This is a genomic window from Variovorax sp., from assembly GCF_965279555.1.
Classification (GTDB): Bacteria; Pseudomonadota; Gammaproteobacteria; order Burkholderiales; family Burkholderiaceae_C; genus Variovorax.
Genome location: NZ_OZ257247.1, coordinates 763,393 through 790,062, shown reverse-complemented (window position 1 = coordinate 790,062; position 26,670 = coordinate 763,393). Strand labels below are relative to the sequence as shown.

The 26,670-nt window shown below is 67.3% G+C and carries 25 protein-coding genes; 1 reads left to right on the top strand and 24 read right to left on the bottom strand.

Annotated features, from left to right (window positions below):
* Nucleotides 1-4: 4 nt before the first annotated feature.
* Nucleotides 5-544, top strand: a complete 540-nt coding sequence (locus ACQY8B_RS03940) for a gluconokinase (protein WP_422085497.1) — start codon at nucleotides 5-7, stop codon at nucleotides 542-544.
* On the opposite strand, the gene ACQY8B_RS03935 is transcribed toward ACQY8B_RS03940, so the two are convergent.
* The 24 genes from ACQY8B_RS03935 to ACQY8B_RS03820 form a co-directional block, all read right to left on the bottom strand.
* Nucleotides 510-2,408 carry a glycoside hydrolase family 15 protein gene (locus ACQY8B_RS03935; RefSeq protein WP_422085496.1) on the bottom strand — a complete coding sequence of 633 codons (1,899 nt, stop codon included), beginning with the start codon at nucleotides 2,406-2,408 and terminating at the stop codon, nucleotides 510-512. The two genes, ACQY8B_RS03940 and ACQY8B_RS03935, sit on opposite strands and share 35 nt — an antisense overlap.
* Before the next feature lie 95 nt (nucleotides 2,409-2,503).
* Nucleotides 2,504-3,238 (bottom strand): RNA polymerase sigma factor FliA, encoded by a 735-nt coding sequence (locus tag ACQY8B_RS03930; RefSeq protein WP_081266208.1) that lies wholly within the window; start codon nucleotides 3,236-3,238, stop codon nucleotides 2,504-2,506.
* Nucleotides 3,239-3,272: 34 nt separating this feature from the next.
* On the bottom strand, nucleotides 3,273-4,112 hold the full coding sequence (locus ACQY8B_RS03925; protein ID WP_422085495.1) for a MinD/ParA family ATP-binding protein: 840 nt from the start codon (nucleotides 4,110-4,112) through the stop codon (nucleotides 3,273-3,275).
* Nucleotides 4,113-4,122: 10 nt separating this feature from the next.
* On the bottom strand, nucleotides 4,123-6,630 hold the full coding sequence (flhF, locus tag ACQY8B_RS03920) for a flagellar biosynthesis protein FlhF (protein ID WP_422085494.1): 2,508 nt from the start codon (nucleotides 6,628-6,630) through the stop codon (nucleotides 4,123-4,125).
* On the bottom strand, nucleotides 6,627-8,726 hold the full coding sequence (gene flhA / locus ACQY8B_RS03915; protein WP_422085493.1) for a flagellar biosynthesis protein FlhA: 2,100 nt from the start codon (nucleotides 8,724-8,726) through the stop codon (nucleotides 6,627-6,629). Before flhA ends, flhF begins: the two co-directional genes overlap by 4 nt.
* Nucleotides 8,723-9,877 (bottom strand): flagellar biosynthesis protein FlhB, encoded by a 1,155-nt coding sequence (gene flhB, locus ACQY8B_RS03910; RefSeq protein ID WP_422085492.1) that lies wholly within the window; start codon nucleotides 9,875-9,877, stop codon nucleotides 8,723-8,725. The genes flhA and flhB overlap by 4 nt, the downstream gene beginning before the upstream one ends.
* A 144-nt stretch (nucleotides 9,878-10,021) precedes the next feature.
* Nucleotides 10,022-10,666, bottom strand: coding sequence for a protein phosphatase CheZ (gene cheZ, locus ACQY8B_RS03905; protein WP_422085491.1), 645 nt, complete (start codon nucleotides 10,664-10,666; stop codon nucleotides 10,022-10,024).
* Nucleotide 10,667: 1 nt separating this feature from the next.
* The gene (gene cheY / locus ACQY8B_RS03900) at nucleotides 10,668-11,063 is read right to left on the bottom strand and encodes a chemotaxis response regulator CheY (RefSeq protein ID WP_422089148.1); all 396 of its coding nucleotides are present in this window, start codon (nucleotides 11,061-11,063) and stop codon (nucleotides 10,668-10,670) included.
* Nucleotides 11,064-11,094: 31 nt separating this feature from the next.
* Entirely contained in the window at nucleotides 11,095-12,120 is a 1,026-nt protein-coding gene (locus ACQY8B_RS03895; protein WP_422089147.1) for a protein-glutamate methylesterase/protein-glutamine glutaminase, read from the bottom strand.
* A gap of 56 nt (nucleotides 12,121-12,176) precedes the next feature.
* A complete protein-coding gene (gene cheD / locus ACQY8B_RS03890) occupies nucleotides 12,177-12,851 on the bottom strand; it encodes a chemoreceptor glutamine deamidase CheD (protein WP_422085490.1) in 675 nt (224 codons plus the stop codon).
* A complete protein-coding gene (locus ACQY8B_RS03885; RefSeq protein ID WP_422085489.1) occupies nucleotides 12,848-13,681 on the bottom strand; it encodes a CheR family methyltransferase in 834 nt (277 codons plus the stop codon). The genes cheD and ACQY8B_RS03885 overlap by 4 nt, the downstream gene beginning before the upstream one ends.
* A gap of 95 nt (nucleotides 13,682-13,776) precedes the next feature.
* A complete protein-coding gene (locus ACQY8B_RS03880) occupies nucleotides 13,777-15,084 on the bottom strand; it encodes an EAL and HDOD domain-containing protein (protein ID WP_422085488.1) in 1,308 nt (435 codons plus the stop codon).
* Between the two features lie 19 nt (nucleotides 15,085-15,103).
* Entirely contained in the window at nucleotides 15,104-17,188 is a 2,085-nt protein-coding gene (cheA, locus tag ACQY8B_RS03875) for a chemotaxis protein CheA (RefSeq protein ID WP_422085487.1), read from the bottom strand.
* Nucleotides 17,189-17,238: 50 nt separating this feature from the next.
* Entirely contained in the window at nucleotides 17,239-18,138 is a 900-nt protein-coding gene (motB, locus tag ACQY8B_RS03870; protein WP_422085486.1) for a flagellar motor protein MotB, read from the bottom strand.
* A gap of 36 nt (nucleotides 18,139-18,174) precedes the next feature.
* Nucleotides 18,175-19,035: a flagellar motor stator protein MotA gene (gene motA, locus ACQY8B_RS03865; protein ID WP_422085485.1), complete on the bottom strand. Its 861-nt coding sequence runs from the start codon at nucleotides 19,033-19,035 to the stop codon at nucleotides 18,175-18,177.
* A 64-nt stretch (nucleotides 19,036-19,099) separates the two neighbouring features.
* Nucleotides 19,100-19,687, bottom strand: coding sequence for a flagellar transcriptional regulator FlhC (flhC, locus tag ACQY8B_RS03860; RefSeq protein WP_081271448.1), 588 nt, complete (start codon nucleotides 19,685-19,687; stop codon nucleotides 19,100-19,102).
* Nucleotides 19,684-20,070: a flagellar transcriptional regulator FlhD gene (flhD, locus tag ACQY8B_RS03855; protein WP_422089146.1), complete on the bottom strand. Its 387-nt coding sequence runs from the start codon at nucleotides 20,068-20,070 to the stop codon at nucleotides 19,684-19,686. The genes flhC and flhD overlap by 4 nt, the downstream gene beginning before the upstream one ends.
* A 324-nt stretch (nucleotides 20,071-20,394) precedes the next feature.
* Nucleotides 20,395-20,694, bottom strand: a complete 300-nt coding sequence (locus tag ACQY8B_RS03850) for an EscU/YscU/HrcU family type III secretion system export apparatus switch protein (RefSeq protein ID WP_422085484.1) — start codon at nucleotides 20,692-20,694, stop codon at nucleotides 20,395-20,397.
* Nucleotides 20,691-22,001: a flagellar hook-length control protein FliK gene (locus ACQY8B_RS03845; RefSeq protein ID WP_422085483.1), complete on the bottom strand. Its 1,311-nt coding sequence runs from the start codon at nucleotides 21,999-22,001 to the stop codon at nucleotides 20,691-20,693. The genes ACQY8B_RS03850 and ACQY8B_RS03845 overlap by 4 nt, the downstream gene beginning before the upstream one ends.
* Before the next feature lie 29 nt (nucleotides 22,002-22,030).
* Nucleotides 22,031-22,303 (bottom strand): flagellar protein FliT, encoded by a 273-nt coding sequence (locus ACQY8B_RS03840; protein WP_422085482.1) that lies wholly within the window; start codon nucleotides 22,301-22,303, stop codon nucleotides 22,031-22,033.
* A gap of 100 nt (nucleotides 22,304-22,403) precedes the next feature.
* The gene (gene fliS / locus ACQY8B_RS03835; RefSeq protein ID WP_422085481.1) at nucleotides 22,404-22,823 is read right to left on the bottom strand and encodes a flagellar export chaperone FliS; all 420 of its coding nucleotides are present in this window, start codon (nucleotides 22,821-22,823) and stop codon (nucleotides 22,404-22,406) included.
* A gap of 19 nt (nucleotides 22,824-22,842) precedes the next feature.
* Nucleotides 22,843-24,285, bottom strand: coding sequence for a flagellar filament capping protein FliD (gene fliD, locus ACQY8B_RS03830; protein WP_422085480.1), 1,443 nt, complete (start codon nucleotides 24,283-24,285; stop codon nucleotides 22,843-22,845).
* Between the two features lie 68 nt (nucleotides 24,286-24,353).
* Nucleotides 24,354-24,710 carry a flagellar protein FlaG gene (locus ACQY8B_RS03825; protein ID WP_422085479.1) on the bottom strand — a complete coding sequence of 119 codons (357 nt, stop codon included), beginning with the start codon at nucleotides 24,708-24,710 and terminating at the stop codon, nucleotides 24,354-24,356.
* Between the two features lie 173 nt (nucleotides 24,711-24,883).
* On the bottom strand, nucleotides 24,884-26,539 hold the full coding sequence (locus ACQY8B_RS03820) for a FliC/FljB family flagellin (protein WP_422085478.1): 1,656 nt from the start codon (nucleotides 26,537-26,539) through the stop codon (nucleotides 24,884-24,886).
* Between the last annotated feature and the right edge of the window lie 131 nt (nucleotides 26,540-26,670).

Here is a 26,670-nt window from a genome sequence, read left to right as displayed (position 1 = left end):
TCACATGCCCCCGCAGCAGCCCACCTGCGTGGTGGTGATGGGCGTGTCGGGCACCGGCAAGAGCAGCGTGGCGGCGGGGCTGGCGCAACTGCTCGAGCTGCCCTGGATCGACGCCGACGACCTTCACCTGCCCGAAGCCGTGGCGCGCATGCGGGCCGGCCAGCCGCTCGGCGATGCAGACCGCAGGCCCTGGCTCGACCGCGTGGGTGACAACCTGGCCGACCGCACCGCCGCGCCGCGCGGCGTGGTGGTGGCCTGCTCCGCACTGCGGCGCGCCTACCGCGACCGGCTGCGTGCCGCGTCACCATCGCTTCAGTTCGTGTTTCTGGACGGGCCCGATGCGCTCATCCGGCAGCGGCTGGAACGGCGCACCGGCCACTACATGCCGCCCAGCCTGCTCGACAGCCAGTTGCAGACGCTGGAACGGCCGGACGCGAACGAGACGGATGTGTGGCATGCCGCCATCGACACGCCCGTGGCGCTGATCGTGGCCGACATCGGCGCGCGGCTCACCCCGCGCGCGAAGGACGCCGCCGCCGTTTGACCGGCGCCTTGCCGTCGAGGTCCGCCAGCTCCCACACGCCGCCCGCCGCAGACACCAGCGCATGCGCGCTGTTGATCAGCCCGATGTGCGAGAACGCCTGCGGAAAATTGCCGAGCTGCCGCCGGCCGACGGGGTCGTATTCCTCCGCGAACAGGCCCAGGTCGTTGCCCAGCGCCAGCAGCCGCTTGAACAGCGCGCGCGCCTTGCGCAGCTTGCCCATGGCCACGTACACGTTGGTCAGCCAGAAGCTGCAAGCGAGGAACGCGCCCTCCCCGCCTTCCAGGCCGTCGACGCCCTTCTCGGTGCGGTAGCGATACACCAGCCCGTTGAAGATCAGCTCCTTCTCGACGCGCGCGATGGTGCCCTGCACGCGCGGATCGTGGATGGGCAGGAAGCCGATCAGCGGCATCCACAGCAATGCCGCATCGACCGTGTCGGCACCGTAGTACTGCACGAAGGAATTGCTGGCCGCGTCGTAGCCGCGCGCGCAGACCTCGGCATGGATCTCGTCGCGCGCCGCGCGCCAGTGATCGACCGGCCCTTCGAGGCCGAAGTCTTCCGCGCTCGCGATCATCCGGTCGAAGGCCAGCCAGCACATCATCTTGGAGTGCACGAAGTGGCGCGCCTCGCCTCGCACTTCCCACAGGCTGCAGTCGGGCTGCTTCCACAGCACCATCAGATGCTTCGCGATGGCGCGCTCCAGCGGCCACACCTTGTCCATGTCCGCCAGCCCTGCCTTGCGCGCCGCATGGAACGCCGCGATGACCGAGCCGTACACGTCGAGCTGGCGCTGCCCGTGCGCGCCGTTGCCGATGCGCACCGGCCGGCTGTCGTCGTAGCCCGGCAGCCAGCCGAGCTCCAGTTCTGTGAGCGAGCGTTCACCGTGCAGGCCGTACATCACCTGCAATTCTTCGGGCGAGCCGCCCACGGCACGCATCAGCCACCAGCGCCAGGCGCTGGCCTCTTCCACGTAGCCGGAGCCGATCAGCGCATAGAGCGTGAGCGCGGCGTCGCGCAGCCAGCAGAAGCGGTAGTCCCAGTTGCGCTCGCCGCCGGGCAGTTCGGGCAGCGAGGTGGTCGGCGCGGCGACGATGCCGCCGGTGGGCTCGTAGGTCAGCGCCTTGAGCGTGAGCAGCGAACGCATCACGGGTTCGCGGAACTCGCCGTGGTAGCCGCAGCGGTCGGTCCATGCGCACCACTCGGCGCAGGCCTGCGCCAGCAGCGCGTTGGCGTCGCGCGTGACCGGCGGCTTCTCGTGCGAGGGAAACCAGTCGAGCACGAACGCGATCGACTGCCCGGCCAGAACGGTGAAGTCGGCACGGCTCGCGAAGTCTTCGTTGACCAGCGGCACGCCGGAGCTGATCCGCACCGCGTCGGGGCCGGCGACGGCATGCACCGCACCGTCGCGCCGCTCGACCCAGGGGCACCACTCGCCGTAGTTGAAGCGGATTCGCAACTCGGTGTGCATGTTCACCGCGCCGCGCACCCCCTGCACGATGCGCACTACCTCGTGCGTGCCGCCAGCGGCCGGGCGCGGCATGAAGTCGGTCACCAGGGCCGTGCCCTTGGCGGTGTGGATGGTGGTCTCCAGCACCATGGTGCCGGGCAGGTAGCGCCTCGTCACCCGGGCCTTGGCGCTCCTGGCGCGCATCGTCCAGCGGCCGTTGCGCTCGTCGCCGAGCAGGCTCGCGAACATGGCGGCGGAATCGAAGCGCGGCAGGCACAGCCACTCGATGTCGCCGCCCAGGTGCACCAGCGCGGCGCTGTGGGTCGAGCCGATCAGCGCGTAGTCGGCAATGGGCCGTGCCGGGCGGGCACGCCGCCGGCGCGTGGAGAGTTGTTGATTTTTCGGCTGCTGGGACAAGCCAACAGCCTCGCCCGCCGGCCGGCAGCATCGCGCCGGAGAGCGGCGCGACATGCTGCCGGACAACGCCTATCCGGACGGGGCCGGCTGCGTTGTCAGAGCAGGTCCTTGAGCTTCGCGCGCAGCCTGCTGATCGCCTGGCTGTGCAGCTGGCACACCCGCGACTGGCTCACTTCCAGGATGGCGCCGATCTCGCGCAGGTTCAGTTCTTCCTCGTAGTAGAGGTTGAGCAGCAGCTGGTCGCGCTCCGGCAGCGCCGAAATGGCGTCCACCAGCTGGTGGCGGAAGCCGCTTTCCAGCAGTTGCTCCAGCGGGTCGTCGCCACTGCGCCGGTCGCGGCGCGCGTCCTGCGAGTGGATGTCCAGGAACGGGTTGTCCGGGTCGTCCTTCGCGAAGTCTTCGACGTAGAGCAGCTGGCAGCCATGTATCTCCTGCAGCATGGACTGGTAGGCCTCCAGGTCCATCTTCAGTTCCTTGGCGATCTCGCCTTCGCTCGGCGCGCGCCCGAGCCGGTGGCCGAGCGCATGAATGGCCTTCTCGATGCCACGAGCCGACTGGCGCAGGCCGCGCGAGCCCCAGTCGCTGGCGCGCAGCTCGTCGAGCATGGCGCCGCGGATGCGCTGGCTGACGAAGGTCTCGAACTGAGCCCCACGGTTGTCCTGGTAGCGGCTGGACGCATCCAGCAGGCCCAGCATGCCGGCCTGGATCAGGTCGTCCAGCTCCACGCTGGCGGGCAGCTTGGCCATCATCTGCAATGCGATGCGGCGCACCAGCGGCTGATGCTGCGCCAGCAGGTGCGATTTCTCGATGGTTCCCTGTGCGGTGTACACGGACTTCCTCTTGCGGTTTTCTGCCGGAACCGGGTCAGGCGGCGGCGGCGGCGTGCATCACGGGCGGGGCCGGGTTGCCGGGAAAGGCACCGGTGCGTGCACCGGCGCGCCAGGGCCAGCGGCCCATGTCGTCGGCCACGCGGCGAAAATCGACCGCCGCCGCGCTCGCGGGAAAGGCCTCGACGATGGTCTGCTTCAGCCGCCACGCATCGGCGACGCGCGCGTCGAAGCGGGCCCAGCCGGCCGCCTCCAGCGACAGCGCCAGGTAGCGGCTGCCGGCGTTGGCCAGGTTGCTCATGATCTGCCGCGCCGCCTCGACCTCGGCCACGCCGTTGACGAGAAAACGCAATTGCCTGAGTCCGTGCGCGTAGTGCAGGCGCTTGATGCCCGCATAGGCGGTGGTGATCGACGCGGGCTGCGGCTGCAGCACCAGCAGAAGTTCATCGGCGGCCTGCGCCAGCGGCGACAGGCGGCCTTCGCTGTCGAGGGCCGCGTCGACGATGACCACGCCGTCGCGCCACATCGTGCGCGGGTCGGTCGCATCGTCGGCCACGCCGGGCGGCGCGGGCAGCACATGCACGCCGCTGCCGGCGCGCACCGCCGCGCCCGCGAGCGTGAGCCGGCCGGAGGCCACGTCGGCCAGCCCGCCCAGCGGATCGATGGCCCAGACCTCGCACGCCGAACCGACCTTGGGGCAGTGCTCATCGAGCAGCAGCACGTTCTTGCCCTGCTGCACCAGCGCGGCGCCCAGGTTCATCGCGGCCGTGGTGGCACCCGCGCCCGGGCCCATGCTCGCGACCGCGACAACGCGCGTCTGCGTCTGCGCCAGCAGGCGGCGCAATCCGTCGGCCTGGTCCGCGACCATCTTGCTCATTGCGATCTCCTCAACCCTGCGGCTCCAGCGCGCGCGGCGCCTGGACGGGCGCGGTGGACTCGGTGCCCAGCGCCTCCAGCAACAGGAAAAGCTTGCCCACGCCCGCGTACAACGCGCTGCCGCTCATGAGCCGGCCGTTGCGCACCGGGCGCCCGGTCAGCTGGCCCAGCAGCACGCGCGTGCGGTCGGCCCATTCGCCCTCGGCCTGCGCCAGGCGCCACACGGTGGTGGTCATCTGGCCGGCGATCAGCAGGCGCTTCATGTTGTTCGGGTCGCCCAGCTCGCCGATGCCGCCGACCTGCTGCACGCCGTCGCGCAGCAGGCGGAAGCACGGCTCGGCGTCGTTGGCCCAGGCCTGCCATTGGGCGAGCTGGCGCGCCGCTACTTCCGTGCCGATGTTCGTGAGCGCATAGCTCTGCGCCAGCACGTTGCCGCTGCGCGCGTCGAGCATGCGCGTGGCGACGCAGCGCAGCGCGGGCATGGCCTCGCGCCCGACGCCCGCCGCCACTGCTGCCGCATTGAAGCGCAGCACCACGTCGGCCTGCGCCTCGCAGCGAAGCGCGGCCTTGCCGCGGAAGCGCACGGGTTGGCCTTCGCTGAACTCGAAGTCCAGACGCGCGAGCGTGTCCGGCGCGCCGGTGCGCGCATCGATCACCGCCGTGGAGCCCGGCGCGCGCGCCAGCCAGCGCTGGCCCGCGGCCTGCCACTGCAGCATCGATTCGAGTCCGGGCAGGCGCGTGAGCACATGCACCATCGGCTTGTTGCCGAAGTCCTGCTGCCGCAGCCACGGCACCTGGCGCGCGCCCGGCTTGCGGGCGGCGTCCTTCATGCCGCGCGTGGCGGCGGTGGAAAGCCACTGGTTGGGCGCGGCCAGCGGCAGGCCGCTGCGGTCCGACAGCAGCAGGCTGCCGTGGCATTCGTAGGCGTCGCCGCCTTCGTTCGAGCGCAGGCCGACCTGGCCGCACAGCGCGAGCACATGGGTTTCGCAACCCGCTGCGATCTCGCCGCGCGCATGCACCATCAGGTCCTGCAGCACGGCCTTCTGGCCGATGTCTTCGTCGGCGGCATTGCGCCACAGCCCGCGCGCGCGCTCGAAGCCGATCTGCGCGCCGGCCAGCGCGCTGGCGGCGGTGGCCAGCTCCTGCGCGTCGTGCGCCATCGCGCGGATCAGGTTCTGGTACTTCAGCCGCAGGCGGTCGGCCTCGCCCTGCGCCTGCACCACCTGGGCCGACGGGGCGGTGCCCGCGGGCTCTTCCTGCAGGTCGCTTTCGGCCGGCACGAACAGCGGGTTGTGCTGGCGCGGCTGGAACACGCTGTCCACCAGTTGCGCGCGGTCGGCCTGCATCAGGTTCTCGGGTACCTTCTGGCCGCTGGAGATGTAGTGCACCGGCAGGCGATGGCGGATGACGGTGTCGATCAGCGCGCCCGGGTGCGTGGACTCGTCGACCTTGGTGAAGATGCAGCCGGTCAGGTCGTTGCCGTGGCGGTAGGCGTGCACCACTTCGTTGAGCGTGTCGCCGTGGCTGGTGGCGTTGAGCAGCAGCAGCCGCTTCACCGGGCGCGGGCTCTGGCCCAGCATGGCGATCTGCTCGGGCACGGCGCGGTCGCGCTGGCTCATGCCGACGGTGTCGATCAGCACCATGTGCTTGTCGCGCAGGTCCTGCAGCACCAGGTGGAGGTCGGCGGCGTCCTTCACGGCGTAAACGGGCACGTTGAGGATCTGGCCGTAGATGCGCAGCTGCTCGTAGGCGCCGATACGGTAGCTGTCGGTGGTGACCAGCGCGAGCTTGTCGGCGCCGAAGCGCATCACGCAGCGCGCGGCCAGCTTGGCGGTGGTGGTGGTCTTGCCGACGCCGGTCGGGCCCATGAGCGCATAGACGCCGCCCTGCGCGAACAAGGCATCTTCGTCTTCATGCACGGGAACCGCGCGGATCAGCTCGGAGCGCACGTAGGCCATGCCCTCGGCGTAGGTCTGGCCGGTGGGCAGCTTCTCGAGCATGGCCTTCGACAGGCGCGCGCTGAAGCCGGCGCCGAGCAGCGTGCGCAGCAGGCGGCCGCGCACCGGGTCGCGGCGCTGCTTGTCGTTCCAGACCACGCTGGCGAGCTGCTCTTCGATCATGCCGCGCATGGAGTGCAGCTCGTTGAGCACGGTGTCGCCGTGAGGCGCAGGCGCGGGTGCGGCCACGGGCTGCGGCGCAGGGCGTGCGGCCTGCGCAACCGGAGCAGCCGGCGCGACCTGTGCAACGGGCGCTGCGACTGGGGCAGAGACAGGTGCAGGTGTGGGCACAGGCACAGGCACAGGTGCAGCCGCGGCCGCCACCGGCGCCGCGTTGCGCGCCACGCCCTGCACGTCGCCTTCCACCATGGCGACGATCTCGACGCCCTCGGCGGTTGCACGGTGGGTGAGCACGATGGCGTCGGCGCCCAGCGCCTCGCGCACCAGCCTCAGGGCTTCGCGGCTGGTGGCCGCGACGAATTTGCGTGCGGTGGTGCGCACGTCGTTCTGCTGGGAATTCAACCTCGTCCTCCAATGGCGGCAGTGATCTTGATGGTGCGGGAATCAGGGATTTCCGCGTGCGAAAGAACCTTGAGCTGCGGCAGGCTGCGCCGCAGGAAACGCGACAGCAGCACGCGCAGCGAGTGCTGCACGACGAGCACCGGGGCCAGCCCCATCTGCTCCTGCCGCTGGATGGCGGCCTGCGCCTGGTGCAGCAGGTTGTCGGCAATGCCGGGCTCGATGCCGCCGCTGTTGCTCAGCGCCTGCTGCAGCACGCCGTCGAGCGCGCCGTCCAGGCCGATGACCTGCATCTCCGCATCGCCCGGGAACAGCTGCTGCGTGATGGCGCGGCCCAGCGCCAGGCGCGTGAGCGTGGTGAGTTCGGTCGGGTCCTTGATGGTCGGCGCGTGCTCGGCCATCACGTCGAGGATGGTGCGCATGTCGCGGATCGGCACCTCTTCGTCGAGCAGGTTCTGCAGCACCTTGTGCAGCGTGCTGAGCGACAGCACCTTGGGCACCAGGTCTTCGGTGAGCTTGGGCGCGGTCTTGGCGATCTGGTCGAGCAGTTGCTGCACTTCCTGGCGGCCCAGCAGTTCGGCGGCATGCGTCTGTATGAGGTGGTTCAGGTGCGTGGCCATCACGGTGCAGGCATCGACCACCGTGTAGCCGTACACCTGCGCCTGCTGGCGCTGGCTGGCGTCGATCCACACCGCGGGCAGGCCGAAGGCCGGGTCGCGCGTGGGCGCGCCGGGCAGCGAGCCCGACACCTGGCCGGGGTTGATGGCCATCCACTGGTTCGGGAAGGCCTCGCCGCGGCCGATCTCCACGTCCTTCAGGGTGATGACGTAGGTGTTGGGCTTGATCTCGAGGTTGTCGCGGATGTGCACCACCGGCACCAGGAAGCCGATGTCCTGCGCGATCTTCTTGCGGATGCTCTTGATGCGGCCCAGCAGCTCGCCCTGCTGCGACTGGTCCACCAGCGGAATCAGGCGGTAGCCGACCTGCATGCCCAGCGGGTCGACCATGGCCACGTCGTCCCAGGTGGCCTCGGCCATCTCGCTGCCGGGCGCGAGGTTCGCGGCCTGCGCGGCGGCCGCCTCTTGCGATGCCTGCTGCTGCGGCTTGCGCTGCACCAGGCGGCGGCCCAGCCACACCAGGCCGCCCGCGATCAGCAGGAACGCCAGGTTCGGCATGCCGGGAATCATGCCCAGCAGGCCGACGATGCCGGCCGTCAGGAACAGCACCTGCGGGTTCGAGAACAGCTGTCCGGTGAGCTGGCTGCCGACGTCTTCGTCGGTGGTCACGCGCGAGACGATCACGCCGGCCGCGGTCGAGATCACCAGCGCCGGGATCTGCGCCACCAGGCCGTCGCCGATGGCCAGCAGCGTGTAGGTCTTGCCGGCGGTGGAGAAGTCCAGCCCGTGCTGCACCATGCCGACGACCAGCCCGCCGATGATGTTGATCACCATGATGAGCAGGCCTGCGATCGCGTCGCCGCGCACGAACTTGCTAGCACCGTCCATCGACCCGTAGAAGTCGGCTTCCTGCGCCACTTCCTGGCGGCGCTTGCGGGCCACTTCCTCGCCGATAAGGCCGGCGTTGAGGTCGGCGTCGATGGCCATCTGCTTGCCCGGCATCGCGTCGAGCATGAAGCGCGCGCCCACCTCGGCGATGCGGCCCGCGCCCTTGGTGATCACCATGAAGTTGATGAGCACGAGGATGATGAACACCATCACGCCCACCGCGAAGTTGCCGCCCACAAGGAAGTGGCCGAAGGCCTCGATCACCTTGCCCGCCGCGTCGGGGCCGGTGTGGCCGTTCATCAGCACCACGCGCGTGGAGGCCACGTTCAGCGACAGGCGCAGCAGCGTGGAGAACAGCAGCACCGCCGGGAAGGCCGCGAAGTCGAGCGCCTTCATGGTGTACATGCTCACCAGCAGCACCATCACGGACATGGCGATGTTGAAGGTGAACAGCAGGTCGAGCAGGAATGGCGGCAGGGGCAGCACCATCATGCTCAGGATCATGATGATGAGAATCGGCCCGGCCAGTCCCTTGAACTGCGATCCGGAGAACATCTGCGTCGGCAGACGCAACAGGTTGGTCATCGCGTTCATGCGGCTTTCGCTGTGTCTTTCACTGTGTATTCAAGGGCTTGCGGCACTTGCAGGTCGGTGGGGGTGCGCGGGGCGTCGCCGCCCTCGCTCTTCCAGCGCTTGAGCTGGTAGACCCACGCCAGCACTTCGGCCACCGCGGTGTAGAGGCCGCTCGGTATTTCTTCGCCCACCTTGGTGTGCTTGTAGAGCGAACGCGTGAGCGGCGGCGCCTCGAGGATGGCGACGTTGTGTTCCCTGGCCAGCTCGCGGATGCGCTCGGCCACCAGGTCGGTGCCCTTGGCGACCACGCGCGGGGCGCGCATGTCGCTGTCCAGGTACTTCAGCGCCACCGCGAAGTGGGTGGGGTTGGTCAGCACGATGTCGGCCTTGGGCACCTCGGACATCATCCGGCGCTTGGCGATCTGCTGTTGCTGGCGGCGGATCTGCGCCTTGATGTGGGGATCGCCTTCGCTTTCCTTGTGCTCCTGGCGCAGGTCTTCGCGCGACATGCGCAGCTTGCGGTAGTAGCTCCAGAGCTGGAACGGCACGTCGACCAGCGCCACCAGGAACAGCGTGGCCGCGATCAGCACGCAGTGCTTGGCCACCAGCACCAGGGCGTGCGGCAGCGCGTAGTGCGCGGGCTGGGCCATGAGCGCCATCACCGTACCGATGTCGCCCGCGATCACCCACCAGGCCACGCCGCCGATCAGCGCCGACTTGGCCAGCGCCTTGACCAGCTCGGCCAGCGACTGCGCCGAGAACATGCGCGCAATGCCGGCCAGCGGATTGATCTTGCTGAACTTGGGCGCGACGGCCTCGGCGGAGAACATCCAGCCGCCGAGCATCAGCGGCGCGGCCACGGCCGCGACCATCATCATTCCGAACAGCGGGCCGATGGCCATCAGCGTCTGCAGCGCCATGAGCCCGGTCTGGGCCAGCATGTGCGAGGTGTCGAACGCGCTGGCGCGCTCGAACTGCAGGCCGCGGCGCAGCGAGCCGTCCATGCTCTCGCCGAGCAGCCCCGCGCTGAACCACAGGCCCGCGCTCGCGGTACCCAGCATCACGAAGGTGGTGAGTTCCCGTGAACGGGCAACGTTGCCTTCCTCGCGCGCCTTTTCCAGGCGCCGCTCGGAGGCGGGTTCCGTTTTTTCGAGATCGCTTTCCTCAGCCATTCATGCTCCGAACCAGCAGTGGCGACGTACGCCTTGCTCATGACCAAATTATTGAATTCGGTCGTCCGGAACAATCTGCCGATAAGGGCCCTTATCGCCCTGCAGTTCGGCCAATGAAGCAGGGCCGGGCCGCCCTGCCCGGCCCTAGAAGCCCAGGCTCTCCAGCAGGTCGTCCACCTGGGCCTGGTCGGTCACGGCCTCGGGGTTGCCGGGCTTGACCTGCGGGCCGTTCTGCAGGCTCTGGGCGGCTTCCTGGCGCTTCTCGGGCGGGGAGTTGTCGATCAGCACCTGGAGCAGCTGCGTCTCCACGTCGTTGACCACTTCCATCATCTTCTTGATGACCTGGCCGGTCAGGTCCTGGAAGTCCTGCGCCATGAGGATTTCCATCAGCTGCGAGTTGATGGCGCCGGCGCGCTCGGGCACCTCGTTGAGGTAGCCGCGCGTGTCCAGCACCAGCTCGCGCGCCTGGTCGAGCTCGAGCGGGTTCTCGAACCACTGGTCCCAGCGCTTGCTCAGGCCCTTGGCGTCGCTGGCCAGGGCTTCCTGCAGCGGCTGTGCCACGTCGATGGCGTTGAGCGCGCGGTGCGCCGCGCGCTCGGTGGTCGCGGCCACGTAGCTCAGGCGGTCGCGCGCATCGGGAATGGCCTGGGCGGCCTTGGCCACCTGCTTGTCGAGACCCAGCTCGCGCAGGCCTTCGCGCAGCTGGCGCGTGAGCTGGCCGATGCGGCCGAGCAGTTGTTCCGCGGTGTTGTTGGTGGAGTCCGCGGCCACCGATGCGTCCTGGCTCATGTCAGGCCGCCTCTTTGGCCAGCTTCTCGAAGATCTTGGTGATCTTCTCTTCGAGCGTGGCGGCGGTGAAGGGCTTCACCACGTAGCCGTTGGCGCCCGCCTGCGCGGCCGCCACGATGTTTTCCTTCTTGGCCTCGGCCGTGACCATCAGCACCGGGATCTTCTTGAGCTCGGGGTCGGCGCGGATGGTCTGCAGCATGGTCAGGCCGTCCATGTTCGGCATGTTCCAGTCGGACACCACGAAGCCGAAATTGCCGCCGCGCAGTTTCTCGATACCGGCCGCGCCGTCCTCGGCCTCGTCGACGTTGAGGAACTCCAGTTCCTTCAGCAGGTTGCGCACGATGCGGCGCATGGTCGGGAAGTCGTCCACAACCAGGATTTTGATGCTCTTGTCGATCACGATATTTCCAACTCCAACAGGTCGATTTTCAAACTCGGTTCGCACGTTCGCCGAACGTGCGAAGGTGCGCCAGAACCCGGCGACTCACTTCACTCAGAGGGGATACGTCGTCCACCGCACCCAGCGCGATGGCCTCGCGCGGCATGCCGAAGACCACGCAGCTGGCCTCGTCCTGCGCCAGCGTGTGGGCGCCGGCGCGCTTCATGCGCAGCAGGCCCTCGGCGCCGTCCTTGCCCATGCCGGTCAGGATGATGCCGATGGCGTTCTTGCCCGCGTACTTGGCGGCCGAATCGAACAGCACGTCGATCGACGGGCGGTGGCGGTTCACCGGCGGCTCCTGGTCGAGGTGCGCCACGTAGTTGGCGCCGCTTCGGCCCAGCGAAAGGTGAAAGCCGCCCGGCGCGATGTAGGCATAGCCCGGCAGCACGCGCTCGCCGTGCTCCGCTTCCTTGACGTTGATGCGGCACAGGCCGTCCAGGCGCTGCGCGAACGAACGCGTGAAGCCGGCCGGCATGTGCTGCGCGATCAGCACCGCGGGCGAATCGGGCGGCAGCGGCTGCAGCACTTCGCGGATGGCCTCGGTGCCGCCTGTGGAGGCGCCGATGATGATCAGCTTCTCGGTACTGAGCAGCGGGCTGCGCAGCAGCGACTCCTGCGGCGCGTCCGACGCGGACCTGGCCGCCGCCGCATGCCGGCTCGGCAGCAGCCGCGCGCTGGCGGCCGTGCGGATCTTGCCGGCGATCAGCTCGGTGTAGTTGAGCAGGCCGTCGCGCACGCCCAGGCGCGGCTTGGTCACGAAGTCGATGGCGCCCAGCTCGAGCGCGCGCAGCGCGATCTCGGAGCCGCGCTCGGTCAGCGAAGACACCATGACCACCGGCATCGGCCGCAGTCGCATGAGCTTCTCGAGGAACTCCAGCCCGTCCATGCGCGGCATTTCGACGTCGAGCGTGAGCACGTCGGGGTTGGTGACCTTGATGAGGTCGCGCGCCACCAGCGGGTCGGCCGCCGTGCCCACCACGGTCATGTCGCTCTGGCTGTTGATGATCTCGGTCATCACGCTGCGGATCAGCGCCGAATCGTCGACACAAAGCACTTTTATTTTCTTGACGCTCACCGGTTTCCTTTGATGGCGGCCACGGGCGCCATGCGGGCGCCCGGGGCATTGCTTGTTTTCTCCAGGTCGGGCACCGCGCGCAGGCCGGACAGACTGCGCAGCAGTTCGCCCTCCTCGCGCTGGATCGACCGGACTTCCGTCTGCGCGCGCAGCTTGCGCACGATCGCCTTGCCGGTGGCCGGCATGAAGTACACGCGCCGCGCGTGCGGCCCGCGCAGGTCTTGCGCGGCGACCTCGATGCGCTCGGCGCGCAGATAGCGCAGCACGAAGTCCGCGTTGCGGTCGCCGATGTTGAGCGTGGTCATGTTGGCCAGCACCGCGCCGCCGCCGAACACCTTGGCCTGCAGCCGGTCGCGGCGCGCGCCCGCGCGCACCAGCTCGCGGATCAGCACGTCCATTGCGTAGGTGCCGTAGCGCATGGAGTCGACCGGGTCGCGCATGCCGGACTCGCTGTCGTCGGGCAGCATGAAATGGTTCATGCCGGCCACGCCGGCTTCGGCGTCGTGCAGGCACGCGGCCACGCAGGAGCCCAGCACCGTGCTCAGCACGGTGTCGTCCGCCGTCACGTAGTACTCCGATGGCAGCAGCTTCACCGCCTTGTGGCCGACGTCGCGGTCGAAGTAGTGGTGGCTCGCCACCGAATCCGGCGCACTGGGGCTGGTATTGCTCATGCCGCGCCCGGGGCGCGCGTGCGCGCCAGTTCGTACACCGTCTGGCCGAGCGACTTGAATGCCTGGTTGACCAGCGACGCGTTTTCCGAATGCCCGGCGAACAGCAGCCCGTTCGGCTTGAGCAGCGGCACGAAGCGGTCGAGCACCTTCTTCTGCGTCGGCTTGTCGAAATAGATCATCACGTTGCGGCAGAAGATCGCGTCGACCGGCTCCTTCACAGGCCAGGCGCTGTCCAGCAGGTTGAGCCGCGAGAACTTCACCAGCGCGGCCACCTCGGGGCGGATGCGCACCTTGCCGGCGTTGGCACCCGTGCCCTTGTTGAAGAAGCGCCGCAGCCGCTCCGGCGACAGCCGCGCGACCTGCTCGGTGGTGAACACGCCGGCCGCGGCCTTGGCGAGCACGGCCGTGTCGATGTCGGTCGCGATGACCCGCGCCGAACCCGCCTTGTCGCCCAGCGCCTCCATCAGCGTGATGGCGATCGAGTACGGCTCCTCGCCGGTCGACGCCGCCGCGCACCACACCGTCACCGGCTGCGGCATCTTGCGCACATGCGCGGCCAACGCCGGAAAGTGGTGCGCCTCGCGGAAGAACGATGTCAGGTTGGTGGTCAGCGAGTTGATGAACAACTGCCACTCCCCACCATCCGCGCTGGACTCCAGCCAGTCGAGGTACGTGGAGAACTCGGGGAGCTGAAGCTCCCTAAGGCGACGCGAGAGCCGGCTGTACACCATCTGCCGCTTCTGGTCGCCAAGGGCGATGCCGGCGCGGCGATGGATGAGGGTCCGGATTCTGGAGAAGTCGCTATCGGTAAAGAGGAACTCGTTATTCACAGCCAGCCTGGAAGCATGGCTTTCAATGTACATAGCGCTCCCCGTTTCCAATGGAGCGATCAGACGCACAAAAGCCCTGCAATTTCAATGTCATGTCAGGGGCCCGCCGCGGCCGGACTCGCGTCCTGGGACCACACCAGCGCCGAGAGTTGCGCCGCGTTGACCTGCGCCGCGCTCAGGAAAAGCGCCTCCGCCAGTCGCGAGGCCTGGCCGTCGTCGAGCTCGCAGCTCTCGGCCAGCGCCACGAACGGGCCGTAGAGGCCGCCACGCGACAGGATGGCCTGCTGCACCGACTCGGTGAGCTGCACCTTGCGCAGCACGCCTTCCATCGACACGCCCAGCAGCTGGTCGAGCAGCGAGAACATGCCCGCCACGAACAGGTTGTCGGATTCGCTGGGCGGCAGCATGCCCTGCCCCATCAGCTCGACGAAGCGGCCACGCAGGATGGCCTTCTTCATCATGAAGGGCGAGCTGGCCTTGTTGCTGGTGGCCAGCAGAAGCGACAGCCAGCGGTACAGCGGCGAATAGCCGAGCATGGCCACCGCATGGCGCAGCGAGTGGATTTCCACCGCCATGCCGACCGATGGCGAATTGATGTAGCGCAGCAGCCGGTAGGTGAGCGCCGCGTCGTGCTTGAGCGCGGCCTCGATGACGCGCACGTCTTCATTGCGCTGGATCATCTGCATGAGCTGCACGATCAGCAATGACTCTGGCTGCAGGGCGTCGTCCACGTCGCGCACCGGCGGATTGCGGAACGCGCCGTCGATGAACACGTTCACGCGCCGCGCGGCGCAGGCGTCGAATTCCTTCCAGGTGTTCACGCGGGGCGCCACCAGCTCGACCGGCGGATGGCCCTGCTGGGTTTCCTGGCGCACGCGCACAACGGTGTCGGCGTCCAGCGCGTCCACCTCGAAGTGGGTGACGATGGCGCGCAGCTCGGGGTCCTCCGGCAGCGCCGTGGCGCCGCGCAGCATGAAGCCGAAGCCCTGTTCGCGCAGGAACAGCAGGATGGAGCGCAACTCGGCGTCCATCAGGTCTTCCCTGTCCATGCACAGCACCACGCTCTGCGCCGGCAGCGACTGCAGTTCGCTCTGGAACAGCGCGTCGACCGAGACATCCACGAACAGCAGCATGGCGCCGAGCTGCCAGCCGCCGTCCTCGGGGTTGAGGTGCTGCGCCGCCGTGTCCATCAGCGCCTTGACGCCGGAGCCCGCCTGGGCCGCCGCCTGCTCGCCGGCCGGGCGCCAGGCCAGCCGGTAGCCGACGACGCGCCGCTGCGCATCGAGCAGCATGGCGTAGGCCACGTGGCCATTCACGCCGGCATCCTGGCCGCGCGTGGCTTCGGTGCCGTCTGCGCCATTGGCGTCGCCGGAACCGGAGCGTCTAAAGAAGTCGAAACGCATTCAGCTGTCTCCGTGGGGCTCAGAGTGCGATGGCGTCGGTCCTCCGGGCGGCTCCCGCCAGGGCAGCCGCGCTCGCGGCTTGCGCGCGCTGGATCCGTGGCATGGCGCCCACGTCGATGATGAAGGCCACGCTGCCGTCGCCGAGGATGGTGGCGGCCGAGATGCCGGGCACCTTGCGATAGTTGGTTTCCAGGTTCTTCACCACCACCTGGTGCTGTCCGAGCAGCTCGTCGACCAGAAGCGCGAAGCGGCTGTCGTCGGCCTGCACGATCACCAGGATGCCCTGCGTCGGATGCGTCTGCGCGCCCGCCACGTCGAACACGCGGTGCAGCTCGATCAGCGGCAGGTATTCGCCGCGCACGCGGATCACGTGGCCGTCGGCGGTGATGGAATGCAGGTGCTCCGGCAGCGGCTGCAGCGACTCGATCACGTAGCTCAGCGGCAGGATGTAGGCCTCGTCGCCCACCTTCACCGACATGCCGTTCAGGATGGCCAGCGTCAGCGGCAGCACGATGCGCGTGGTGGTGCCCTGCCCGCCGCGCGAGTGGATTTCCACATGGCCGCCCATTTCCTGGATGTTGCGCTTGACCACGTCCATGCCCACGCCGCGGCCCGAGATGTCGGTGACCTGCTCGGCGGTGGAGAAGCCGGGCGCGAAGATGAGCTGCCACACCTCCTCGTCGGGCATCGTTTCGCTGACCGCCATGCCCTGCTGCATGGCCTTGGCCAGGATGCGTTCGCGGTTGAGGCCGGCGCCGTCGTCGCTCACCTCGATCACGATGTTGCCGCCGTGGTGCTGCGCCGACAGCAGCAGCTGGCCGGTGGCGTCCTTGCCCTTGGCCAGGCGCACTTCGGGCGTCTCGATGCCGTGGTCGAGGCTGTTGCGCACCAGGTGCGTGAGCGGGTCGACGATGCGTTCGATCAGGCCCTTGTCGAGCTCGGTTTCCTTGCCGTAGGTGTCCAGGCGCACCTGCTTGCCCAGCTTGGCGCTGACGTCGCGGATCACGCGTGGGAAGCGGCTGAACACGTAGTCCATCGGCATCATGCGGATGGACATGACCGATTCCTGCAGGTCGCGCGCGTTGCGCTCCAGGTGGCCGAGGCCGCTGAGGAAGCGTTCGTAGGCCACAGGGTCGAGCATGGTCGCGGCCTGCGTGAGCATCGACTGCGTGATGACGAGTTCGCCCACGAGGTTGATGAGCTGGTCGACCTTCTCCACGTCGACGCGGATGGAACTGGATTCCTTGGCGGCGGACGCCGCGGCGGGCGCTGCCGCCACAGGCGCGGCCGGCGCGGCCTGCACGACGGGCGCGGCAGCAGCGACCACTGCCGGTGCCTTCGCGGGCGCCTCGGCCGGTGCCGCCGCCGCGGGCTCGGGTGCCGCCACGGCGCCAGCCGCTTCGCGCGTGATGTCGATCTGCGATTCGTCGATGACGAAGCAGCACACGGCAACGATGTCGTCGGGGTCGCAGGTGGTCTCGAGCAGCACCGTCAGCTGGTCGTTGGTGCGGGTGCGCGAGATCACCTTGCCGAGATTGGAGAGTTCGCCGGCGAGCAGGTCGCATTCGCTGTCGGACAGGCGGGCGAAGCGGATGCGCAGCACGCCGCCACCGGCGGGAGTGGCGGGCGCGGCGGCCTCGGCCGGTGCCGCAGCGGCGACTGGCGCGGGCGCGGGTGCGGCCGCGGTGGCTGCAGCGTGCGCCGCAAGGCTTTCGTCGCCGCTTTCCAGCGCGAGTTGCTGAAGCACGCCGCAGATGTGCGCGACCATGTCAGGGTTCGGCTCCTGGCCGGCCTGGTATGCGGTGAGTTGTTCTTGCAAGGCGTCCTTCGTTTCCAGAAATGCATCGATCATTCGACCGTTCAGGCTCAGCTGCCCGTGGCGGGCGCGGTCCAGAAGCGTTTCGAGCACGTGCGTGGTGTTGGTCAAGGCGGTGAAACCGAACGTCGCCGCACCGCCCTTGATGGAGTGCGCGGCGCGGAAGATGGCATTGAGCTGCTCGCTGTCGGGAGACTCGACGTCGAGCTCCAGCAGCAGTTGCTCCATCTCCGCGAGAAGCTCGATGGCTTCGACGAAGAATGCCTGGGTGAATTGACTGAGGTCCATCTCGTTGCTCCGGGCCGGCGCTGGCGCCGTCCCCTGGGTTGTCTGCGTTGTTATTCCGTCGCCGCCGCGGCCTTGGGCGCGCTGTTCGCGGCAGGCGGCTTGCCGACACGCGTGCTGCCGCCGCCGTCGCTGCTGTTCTCGCGCTCGATGCGTTCCTGGGTCTTGTGGTTGAGCAGGATGATGCTGATGCGCCGGTTGATCGGGTTGCGCGGGTCGGCGCGGTCCAGGTGCATGCTGTCGGCCAGGCCGATCACGCGCAGCACCTTGCCCTCGACCATGCCGCCGGACACGAGCTCGCGGCGCGAGGCGTTGGCGCGGTCGGCCGACAGCTCCCAGTTGCCGTAGGTCTTGTCGTTGGTGTAGACGATGGCGTCGGTGTGGCCCGACAGCGTCAGCTTGTTGGGCAGGCCGTTGAGCACCGGTGCCAACTCGCGCAGGATGGCGCGCATGTGCGGCACCACGCGGGCGCTGGCCAGCTCGAACATCGGGCGGTTCTCCGTGTCGACGATCTGCAGGCGCAGCCCCTCGGTGGTGATGTCGATCAGGATCTGCGAGCGGAACTGCTGGAACACCGGGCTCTTCTCGATCAGCTCGTCGAGCTGCTTCTTCATCGCGGCCAGGCGGCTCGCGTCGGCTTCTTCCTCGGCGTCGGACTGCTTGACCTCACCCTCGACATGCATCACGTCGGCGCCGCCGCCGGGGATCATGCTGGAGCTCAGGCTGGACTTGTCGCCGCCATGCATCGCCACGCGCAGCGGCATGCGGAAGTGCTCGGCAATGCCTTCGCGCTGCTTGGGGCTCGAGATGGACAGCAGCCACATGACCAGGAAGAAAGCCATCATGGCCGTCATGAAGTCGGCATACGCGATCTTCCAGCCGCCACCATGATGGCCGCCGCCCCCGCCCTTGTGGACGTGCTTGATGATGATCTGGGGCTTGCCTTCGCTCATGGTCGCTCGCTTGTTCGCTCTTCTCTCGGCGGGGCGTCAGCGCGCCTTGACCTCGCGGACGTGGTCGTCCAGCTCGGTGAACGATGGGCGCTCCGTCGAGAAAAGCACCTTGCGGCCGAACTCCACCGCAAGCTGCGGCGCGTAGCCATTGAGGCTGGCCAGCAGCGTGACCTTGGCGCACTGGTAGATCTTCATGCCCTCTTCCACCTTCTGTTCGACCAGCGTGGCCAGCGGCGACACGAAGCCGTACGCCAGCAGCACGCCCAGGAAGGTGCCGACCATCGCGTGGGCAATGAGCGCGCCCATTTCCGAAGGCGGCAGGTCGGCCGAGGCGAGCGCGTGCACCACGCCCATCACGGCGGCGACGATGCCCAGCGCGGGCAACGCGTCGGCCACGCGCGAGAGGCTGTGGCCGGGCACTTCGGCCTCGTGGCGGATGGTCTCGATCTCGTGGTCCATGAGCGCCTCGATCTCGTGCGCGTCGGTGTTGCCGCTGATGACCAGGCGCAGGTAGTCGCACAGGAAGACGGTGACGCCCTCGTGCGCAATGATGTTCGGATAGCGCAGGAAGATCTCGCTCGAGGCCGGGTCCTCGACGTCGGCCTCCAGCTTCATCATGCCCTCCTTGCGGGCCTTGGCGAGCAGCTCGTACAGCAGCGCCAGCAGGTCCATGTAGAGCTGGCGGTTGTGCTTGGAGGAGCGCAGCAGGAGCGGCAGTTCCTTGATGGTCGCCTTGATGGTCTTGCCGTTGTTGCCTGCAATGAAGGCCCCCAGCGCGGAGCCGCCGATCATGAGCAACTCCACTGGCTGGAACAGGACGCCGAAGTGCCCGCCCATGAGGCCATAGCCCCCGAACACGGCACCGATCACCACGAGATATCCAACCAGAACCAGCACGCGCTTCCCCTATCGCCCTCGGGCGTCAAACCAAAAACCCCACGCCGTGGCGCAGGGTGCTTACCTAGACCGCGCCCCCGATGTCAAGCACCGGCCCCACGGAGATCAATCCGCCCCGCCGCACCTCGGCGACCTTGGGCTTTCGTGCCTTGCCCGCGCGCGAAGGCGGACGGCACAGGACACACACATAACCGTTCTTGTTGTCGTGCGCATGCGCCACGAAGTGGCCGCCGCACCGGCAGCAGGTGCTCAGCTGCAGCATGTCGCTGTCGAAGAAGCGCACCATCGTCTCGGCGCGGGTGAAGTCGAGCACCACCTCGCCGCCCTGCGAGCCGACCTGCTCGGTGTAGAGGCGGTAGGCCTTGATGAGCGCGGGCAGCTCGCTCTCATCCGCCTCGTCGAGCATGAAGCGGTAGATGTTGTAGAACATCGACGAGTGGATGTTGGCCAGCCAGGTCATGTACCAGTCGGTAGAGAACGGCAGCAGGCCCTTGGGCGGCGAGACGCCCTTGAGTTCCTTGTACAGGCGGATCAAGCGTTCCCGGCTCAACGCGACGGCAGCTTCCAGGAACTGCAAGCGGGCACCCAGCCCGATCAGCTCGACCGCGAGCTGCACCTCTCGGACTTCGCCAAGGACGCTCTTGCGGGTCATGCGACCGCCGCTCCAGGCTCGCGCATCTGCGATGCCGACCCCACTTGCGACTGCGCCTGGCGCGCCGCCATCAGGATCGACATATGCGCCTGCTGCAGCGCGGGCTCCTTGCCCTCGCCGACCACCGCGAACATCGGCCTGTCATCCAGCCGGAAGCTGCACAACAGGAAGTTGGATGCAGCCAGCTTGACGATCTGGCTGAGCGACATGTTCGCCAGCAGATCGGCGAGCTCGCGCCCCACTCCGAGGCGAAACATGGCCTCTGCCCGGTCTTGTTTGACCAGCTTCTGGGCAAGCAGCATATAGGCCAGATTAATCTCGCCGATTTCTTTCGAAATCACACCGTTTGCACTGGGATTGCAATTTTCCACGTCTATTTCCATTTCCGATTTCACGTCCACTTCGTGCTCCAATCAATCGTGTATACATTATATACACAAAGTTTTACACTTTGAAGTATCTGCTAAGAATCTCGGTAAAAAATGTAGGAAAAATCTGACAAGGGGGAAGGACCTCTCCCTCGTACAGAGGGGGAATCCGCGCCGATGCAAGTGATTCTCAGCATTGAAACCACTTGTTACCGAAGGCCCTTTTCGTCAATAATTTATTCATCTTGCAAACCGTATTGAGAAATACTATTACATGTGTAACATGTGAAATTGCAGTTAATTATTTGAATGCTGTATATCTTCATGCATTCGAATAGATTAGGTTTTCAATTGGTGTCCGGGGTGTGACTCCCCCTGGCCTTCCAAGCCATAGATCCATGCCATCACTTCGGCAACCGCGCGATAGAGCTGCGGCGGGATCTGCTGGTCGAGATTGACCTGCATCAGGAGCTTCACGAGGTCCGCGGACGCGTGCACATACAGCCCGTTCTCGCGCGCCTCCCGCATGATCGATTCGGCGACCACGCCATAGCCCTTGGCCACGACGACGGGTGCCTTGGTCTTGTCCGCATAGGACAGCGCGACCGCGCTGTTCCGGTTGGCGGGCGCGCCGTTCATGCATAGGCCTTCGCCGTGACCTGCAACTGCTGCAGCTGCAGGCCGGCGGCCTCGAAACGCTGGGTCAACCGGCCGGCGTCGCCTCGCAGGCGCGCCATGGTGTCGGCCTCGCGGGCTGACAGGTGTGCCTGCACGCTGGCGCCGGTCAGGCTCAGGCGCAGGTCGACCTCGCCCAGGCGCGGCAGCACCAGCGACACGGTGGTCGACCAGCGGCGCGTGGCCTCGTCTTCCGCATCGGCGCCGCCACGTGCGTCGGACTGCCGTTGCTCTTCCTCGATCGACCACGACATCGGCACATCGGGCCAGGCCTGTCCGCTCCAGCGGAAATTGGCGCTGGCCAGCAAATCGAGCTGCTGGTGCACGAGCGCCACCGCTTGCGGATGGATCACTTCGGCACTGTTCGCGCTGCGCGACGCAAGCGGGGCGGCCGGGCTGTCGGATTGGCGTGCTGCAGCTTCCGCCTGGCTCGCGCGATGCGCCTGAATGACGTCGGCAGTCACGGCTTCAGGCTGGCGATAGGCCGCCTGCACGCGCGCGACATCGGCAGACGGCGCACCGTCGGCCGTGCCGGAAGCGTCGCTCACACCGGGCATACCAGAAGGTGCGTAACTACCTGGATTCGGCCTGGCATCGGGCGCCGCAGCCGTGGCGGGCGCATTCGGCACCACCGCGCCAGCAACGCCGGCCGGCGTTTGTGCCACTACAGCAGCAGCGGGTGCTCCGGCAGCCGTCGTCATCACAGGCGCCATCTCAGGCATGTCGGCCAGCACAGCCTGCGCCACGGCAGCCGCGGCCGCCGGCCTCGCGGCAGCCAGCGGCACGGACCACTTTGCCTGCGGCTCCTGCGCCATCTGAGCCAGCGAGCGTCCGCCCGCGGCGAACTCCGCAAGGTGCGACTCGTAGAAGAGCCCGCTGTTCGACACCGTCTGCGCCAGCGTGCCTGCCAGCGCCTGCGCGCTCGCGGGCTGCCGGCCCGCCGACAACGGCGCGGCGCCGCGCACCGGCCCCGGTTCCGCCTGCAGGTCTGCCAGCACGGCGCCAATGACGCGCGCCGCCAGCGAAAGCTGCGTCGCGGCCGAGGGCCCCGCCCCTGAAGACGCATGCGCCGCCCCGCCGGAACTCCCGGCCGGGATCTGCCGGTCGAGCGCCGCGTTGGAGGGCAGCCGCACGTCGTTCGCGACCTTGCCGACCGCAATAGCCGGGCCCGGCGCACCGATGGTGGTCTCGGGCTTGATGCCAAGCACGTCCAGCCGCGGCGTCAGCCGCGCGGCAAGCAATGCATCGACAAGTCCGGCAAGTGCACTCATGGTCGCGACGCTTCTTTCTCAGGCAGCCATCAGTGCGTCAGCCCGTAGGCCCTGCCCAGATTCTTCTGCTGGCTGAGATAACCCATGCGGCTGATGAGCTCGTCGAGCTGCGGCTTGATCAGGTCCGACACCTCGGTCTGCTCGACGCGGATGCGGTCGAGCAGATACAGGACCCGCTCGACTTCCACCACCTCCAGCGTCCCCGTGGACTCGATGACCCTGAGCCGGTCGACGATGGCCGAGCAACGGGCCTCGAGCTCGGGCAGGCGGCCCCAATCCTTGTCGCGTGCGAGTTCCAGCATCAAAGAGACGCTGGAGGCAAGCTCCTCGTAGCAATGAACGATCTCACTCCGGACTACCATCTTTTTCCTGTCTTTCCCTGTCTGCAATTGCTTTCGCGGATCAGCCGCGAGCCCGGTCATCGATTTCCCGCCAGGCGGAAGCGATGTTCTCGAGCAACCGGTCGGCCTCGTCCAGGGACTGCACGTCGTTGTGCAGGTTGGCCCGGAACAGACGCTGGACGATGTAGTCGTACAGCGCCGACAGGTTGCCCACGAGTTCGGCACCGGCCTCGCCGGCTGCCTGTGCATCGAGTCCGGCCTTCAGGCCGTTGTCCACGATGCCGATGGCCTTCGAGATCGCCTTGCCCTTGGCTTCGATCTCGCCGGCCGCCATGTGATACCTGGCCATGCCGATGGCGGTCTTGGCGCCGTCGAAGAGCATGACGATGAGCTGGTGCGGCGACGCGCTCATCACGCTCGTTTCCACGCCGACGCGTGCGTAGGCACCGGCGCCGGTGCGCATGTTGTGGGACGTGTACATCTGCTGGTGCTCCGGATGCTTACTTGCTGCTGCTGGACATTGCCTCGAACTGCTGCGTGAGGTAGTTCTTGGTGTTGTTCAGGCTGTTGATCAGCACGTCGAGCTGGTTGAACTGCTTGCGGTAGCGGTCGACCGTGGCGTCCACGCGCACCTGCATCGCGTCGTACTGGTCGTCGAGCTTCTTGATCGTCGAGGTCACGCCGTCGCTGGCCACCTTCAGGGCGTTGGCGTTGAGGTCGGTCACGATCGCGTCGATCTGCTTGCCGTAGCCGCCAGTGCTGCCGGTGGCGCTGGAGAACAGGTTGGCCACGCCCTTCAGGTTGCCGGCCAGGGCCTTGTCGAGCTTGTCGGAGTCCACGGCCAGGGTGCCGTCCTTCTGGAAGGCCACGCCGATCTCGGTGAGCACCTTCATGTCGTTCGCGCCGCCGGCCTGCGGAGTGGTGAGCGCCTGGCGAATGCGCGTCTGCAGGTTGCGCAGCGTGCTGTCGCCCACCAGCGCGGCGGCCGTCTTGGTATCGGCGTCGTAGGCGGTCAGCGTCTTGGCGGTGCTCTGCAGGCTGTTGTAGGCCTTCACGAAATCGTTGATCGCCGTCTTCACGCCGGCAGAGTTCTCCTTCATCGCCAGGCCGGTCTTGCCGGTGCCCACCAGCGTCAGCGTGGTGCCCTGGATGGCGTCCTTCACGGTATTGGTCGCGCTGGTAACGTCGATGCCGTTGACGTTGAGCTTGGCGTTCTGCGCCGCTGCCGTCTGCTTCAGGTTCTGCGTGCCGGCCGGATCGTTGTTCAGCAGGCTCTGCAGCGCCGCGTCGCCGTCCACCGAAATGCGCATGCTCGACTTCTCGCCGGTCGCCGAGGAGGTCAGCACCAGGCGGTTGGGCGTGCCGCTGCCGTCATTCACGATGGCGGCCGTCACGCCCGCATTGGCGTCATTGATCGCCTTGCGGATGCCTTCCAGTGTGTTGTTGCTCGAATCGATGGTGATCGACTTGGCGGGCTGGCTCGCGTCCGCGGCGAAGGTGGCGCCGGTGTACTGGCCGGTCGTGGCGTTGAGCGTGCCGCCCGTGATGGCGCCGAAGTCGATGGTGATCTTGCCGCTGCCGATGGCGGTCTTCGTATCGGCCTGGCCAGCGCTGACCAGCGTCTGTGCCTGCGCGAGCTGCCCCACGTCGATGGTGTAGTTGCCGGCGGAGCTCACGTCGGTGGAAGACGCGGACAGGATGCCGCTGATCGTGGGCGTGCCGGTCACGCTCTGGAACAGCGTCGGGTCGCCCAGCTTCTTGGCGGCCGCCTGCAGCGTGCTCAGCGCGCTCTGGACCGTGCCGTAGGCGGACAGCTTGCTCGTGTAGCTCTTGGCCTTGGCCTGCAACGCCACCAGGGGCTGGCTCTCGGCTGTCTCGAGTTTCGTGAGCAAGGTTGCGAGGTCGAGATTGGCGCCGACGCCGAGGCTGCTGATGGTTGCCATTTGAATGCTTTCCTGTCCTGTATTTGAGAGTGCTGCCGCTGGCGAGTGAAGAACCGCGTGTCGCGGCCTCAGGCCGCGTGGTCCACCAGCAGGCCCTTGCCGTCGCTCATCAGCTTCGCGATGCGCACGACTTCTTCATTGGGGATCTGGCGGATGACCTCGCCGCTGGCGCGGTCCACCACCTTGACGATGACCTTGTCGGTGTCCTGGTCGACCTCGAACTGCAAGCCCACTTCGCGCAGCTCGAGGGCCGCATTCACCTGGCGCACCGCGTGCTCCACCTGCACCGGCGTCGCGTCTTCCTTCGCGTCGTCCTTCTCGGCCGTGGCCGCGCCGCGCGCGCCGGCGCCCGCAACACCGCCGATGAGCAGTTGCGTCCACTGGCTGTCTTTCACGGAATTCGCCGGCACGGGGTTCAACATCATTTCCACCTTGTCTTGCTGGGTTCGCTGTCCTCTGCGGCCTCGCCCGCTGGGGCATGGCCGCAGAGGACAGCGCAGGCGGCTCCGGCTTGCTCCGGTTGCCTGCGCCCACCGGACCCCACCCTTTCGGGAGGGGCCCGGCATTTCCTTGCTACTGACTAACTAGACCTTGTCGATCAACGCAGGAGCGACAGCACGCCTTGCGTGGTCTGGTTGGCCTGCGACAGCACCGAGGTACCTGCTTGCTGCAGGATCTGGGCGCGCGTCATGTTCGACACTTCAACCGCGTAGTCGGCGTCTTCGATGCGCGAACGCGACGAGGACAGGTTGGTCACCGTGGTGCCGAGGTTGGCGATCACCGAGTCGAAACGGTTCTGCACCGCGCCCAGCGAGCCGCGCAGCGTGTCGACCTTGGCCAGGGCCGCGTCCAGGGCAGCCAGCGGGTCCACCGTCTTGGTGCCCTTGCTGGTCGTGTCCGTGGTCAGCTTGCCGGCCGAGTTGATGTATGCCGTAGCGCCGACTTGGGCAGCGTACTTGCCGGTACCGGTCGTCGAGGCAACGGTCACTTCGCCGTTGACTGCGTTGACGGCGTAGTCGGTGGTGTACGACGCGGTCTTGGTCATTGCCTTGTCGTTGTCCATGTACGTGTCGCTGGACAGGCCACCGGCCGCAGCGAACGTCACGGTCGAGGCGAAGATGCCTTGGCCGAGGTTGACCGTGGAAGCAGCGCCGGCAACGGCGGTCTTGACGTCGTCTTTCGACACCGTCTTGGTGTACGTGAAGCCGGAGTTGGCGCCGGCAGCGAAGTTGTAGGTCGTGCCGTTGAGCTTGATGCTCGAAGCGCCGGCGCCGGTGTCGGCACCGCCGAACAGCGTTGCTGCGGTGGCTGCCGGAGGAGCGCCGACGTTGTTGGTCGTCAGGTTGCCACCGGAGATGTAGGCAGCCTGGCCGCCGATCGTGATCGCGCCTGCGCTGTCGACTTCGAAGTTGGTGGAGCCCGAGGCGCCCGTGAAGGTACCGGTGAACTTGTTGCCGGCCGTCGGCAGCAGCGTTGCAGCGAAAGCCGTGGTGGGGCCGCCGGTGGCGACCGTGGCGGTCGTGGTGAAGTTGCCGGCGGTTGCGTCGTACTTGTAGGTGGTCGTGCCCACGACGGCGGTGTTGCCGTCTTGCATGGCGTCGACTGCCTGCTCGGCCGTCACCTTGGCGAAGCTGGTCGTCACGGTGTAGGGGCCCGTGCCGGTAGCGCCGGCCTTGGTCAGGTCGTTGACGTTGGCCTTGGTGTTGGCCGAAACGCCCTTGCCGTTGACGTTGAAGCCGTCCAGGCCCAGGGTCTTGGCGCTGATTTCCTGCAGGTCGATGTCGATGGTTTCGCCATCGTTCGCGCCGACTTGCACGGTCAGCTTGCCGGCGTTGGCCGACAGAACCTTGACGCCGTTGAACTGGGTCTGGTTCGACACGCGGTTGATTTCGTCCAGGCGCTGGGTGATTTCACCCTGGATCGAGTCGAGGTCGGTTGCCGAGTTCGTGCCAGTGCCGGCTTGCACCGACAGTTCACGGATGCGCTGCAGGTTGTTGTTGACTTCGGTCAGTGCGCCTTCGGTCGTTTGAGCGATCGAGATGCCGTCGTTGGCGTTGCGCGTTGCTTGCGTCAGGCCCTTGATGTTGGCCGTGAAGCGGTTGGCGATGGCCTGGCCGGCTGCATCGTCCTTGGCGCTGTTGATGCGCATGCCCGACGACAGGCGACCGATGGCGCTGTTCAGTGCCGCTTGCGACTTGTTCAGGTTGTTCTGCGTGAGCAGAGAAAGGCTGTTCGTGTTGATGACTTGCGCCATGTTCGACTCCTGATTGATGAAAAAAGGTTGTGGACTCCGGCTTTCGGCCGTAACGCTGGACCCGCTTCCACTGTGAGACTCAAGCCATCGTTGATTTGGTTATCGGCCGGAGCTTTCAAACATTTAGGGCG

Bases quoted from the DNA above. Each gene is read 5' to 3' on its own strand.
- ACQY8B_RS03940 (WP_422085497.1), top strand. From the start codon at position 5: ATGCCCCCGCAGCAGCCCACCTGCGTGGTGGTGATGGGCGTGTCGGGC.
- ACQY8B_RS03925 (WP_422085495.1), bottom strand. From the start codon at position 4,112: ATGAGCAAGATGGTCGCGGACCAGGCCGACGGATTGCGCCGCCTGCTG.
- flhA (WP_422085493.1), bottom strand. From the start codon at position 8,726: ATGAACGCGATGACCAACCTGTTGCGTCTGCCGACGCAGATGTTCTCC.
- flhB (WP_422085492.1), bottom strand. From the start codon at position 9,877: ATGGCTGAGGAAAGCGATCTCGAAAAAACGGAACCCGCCTCCGAGCGG.
- cheZ (WP_422085491.1), bottom strand. From the start codon at position 10,666: ATGAGCCAGGACGCATCGGTGGCCGCGGACTCCACCAACAACACCGCG.
- ACQY8B_RS03895 (WP_422089147.1), bottom strand. From the start codon at position 12,120: ATGACCGAGATCATCAACAGCCAGAGCGACATGACCGTGGTGGGCACG.
- cheD (WP_422085490.1), bottom strand. From the start codon at position 12,851: ATGAGCAATACCAGCCCCAGTGCGCCGGATTCGGTGGCGAGCCACCAC.
- ACQY8B_RS03880 (WP_422085488.1), bottom strand. From the start codon at position 15,084: ATGCGTTTCGACTTCTTTAGACGCTCCGGTTCCGGCGACGCCAATGGC.
- cheA (WP_422085487.1), bottom strand. From the start codon at position 17,188: ATGGACCTCAGTCAATTCACCCAGGCATTCTTCGTCGAAGCCATCGAG.
- motB (WP_422085486.1), bottom strand. From the start codon at position 18,138: ATGAGCGAAGGCAAGCCCCAGATCATCATCAAGCACGTCCACAAGGGC.
- flhC (WP_081271448.1), bottom strand. From the start codon at position 19,687: ATGACCCGCAAGAGCGTCCTTGGCGAAGTCCGAGAGGTGCAGCTCGCG.
- flhD (WP_422089146.1), bottom strand. From the start codon at position 20,070: ATGGAAATAGACGTGGAAAATTGCAATCCCAGTGCAAACGGTGTGATT.
- ACQY8B_RS03850 (WP_422085484.1), bottom strand. From the start codon at position 20,694: ATGAACGGCGCGCCCGCCAACCGGAACAGCGCGGTCGCGCTGTCCTAT.
- ACQY8B_RS03845 (WP_422085483.1), bottom strand. From the start codon at position 22,001: ATGAGTGCACTTGCCGGACTTGTCGATGCATTGCTTGCCGCGCGGCTG.
- ACQY8B_RS03840 (WP_422085482.1), bottom strand. From the start codon at position 22,303: ATGCTGGAACTCGCACGCGACAAGGATTGGGGCCGCCTGCCCGAGCTC.
- fliS (WP_422085481.1), bottom strand. From the start codon at position 22,823: ATGTACACGTCCCACAACATGCGCACCGGCGCCGGTGCCTACGCACGC.
- fliD (WP_422085480.1), bottom strand. From the start codon at position 24,285: ATGGCAACCATCAGCAGCCTCGGCGTCGGCGCCAATCTCGACCTCGCA.
- ACQY8B_RS03825 (WP_422085479.1), bottom strand. From the start codon at position 24,710: ATGATGTTGAACCCCGTGCCGGCGAATTCCGTGAAAGACAGCCAGTGG.
- ACQY8B_RS03820 (WP_422085478.1), bottom strand. From the start codon at position 26,539: ATGGCGCAAGTCATCAACACGAACAGCCTTTCTCTGCTCACGCAGAAC.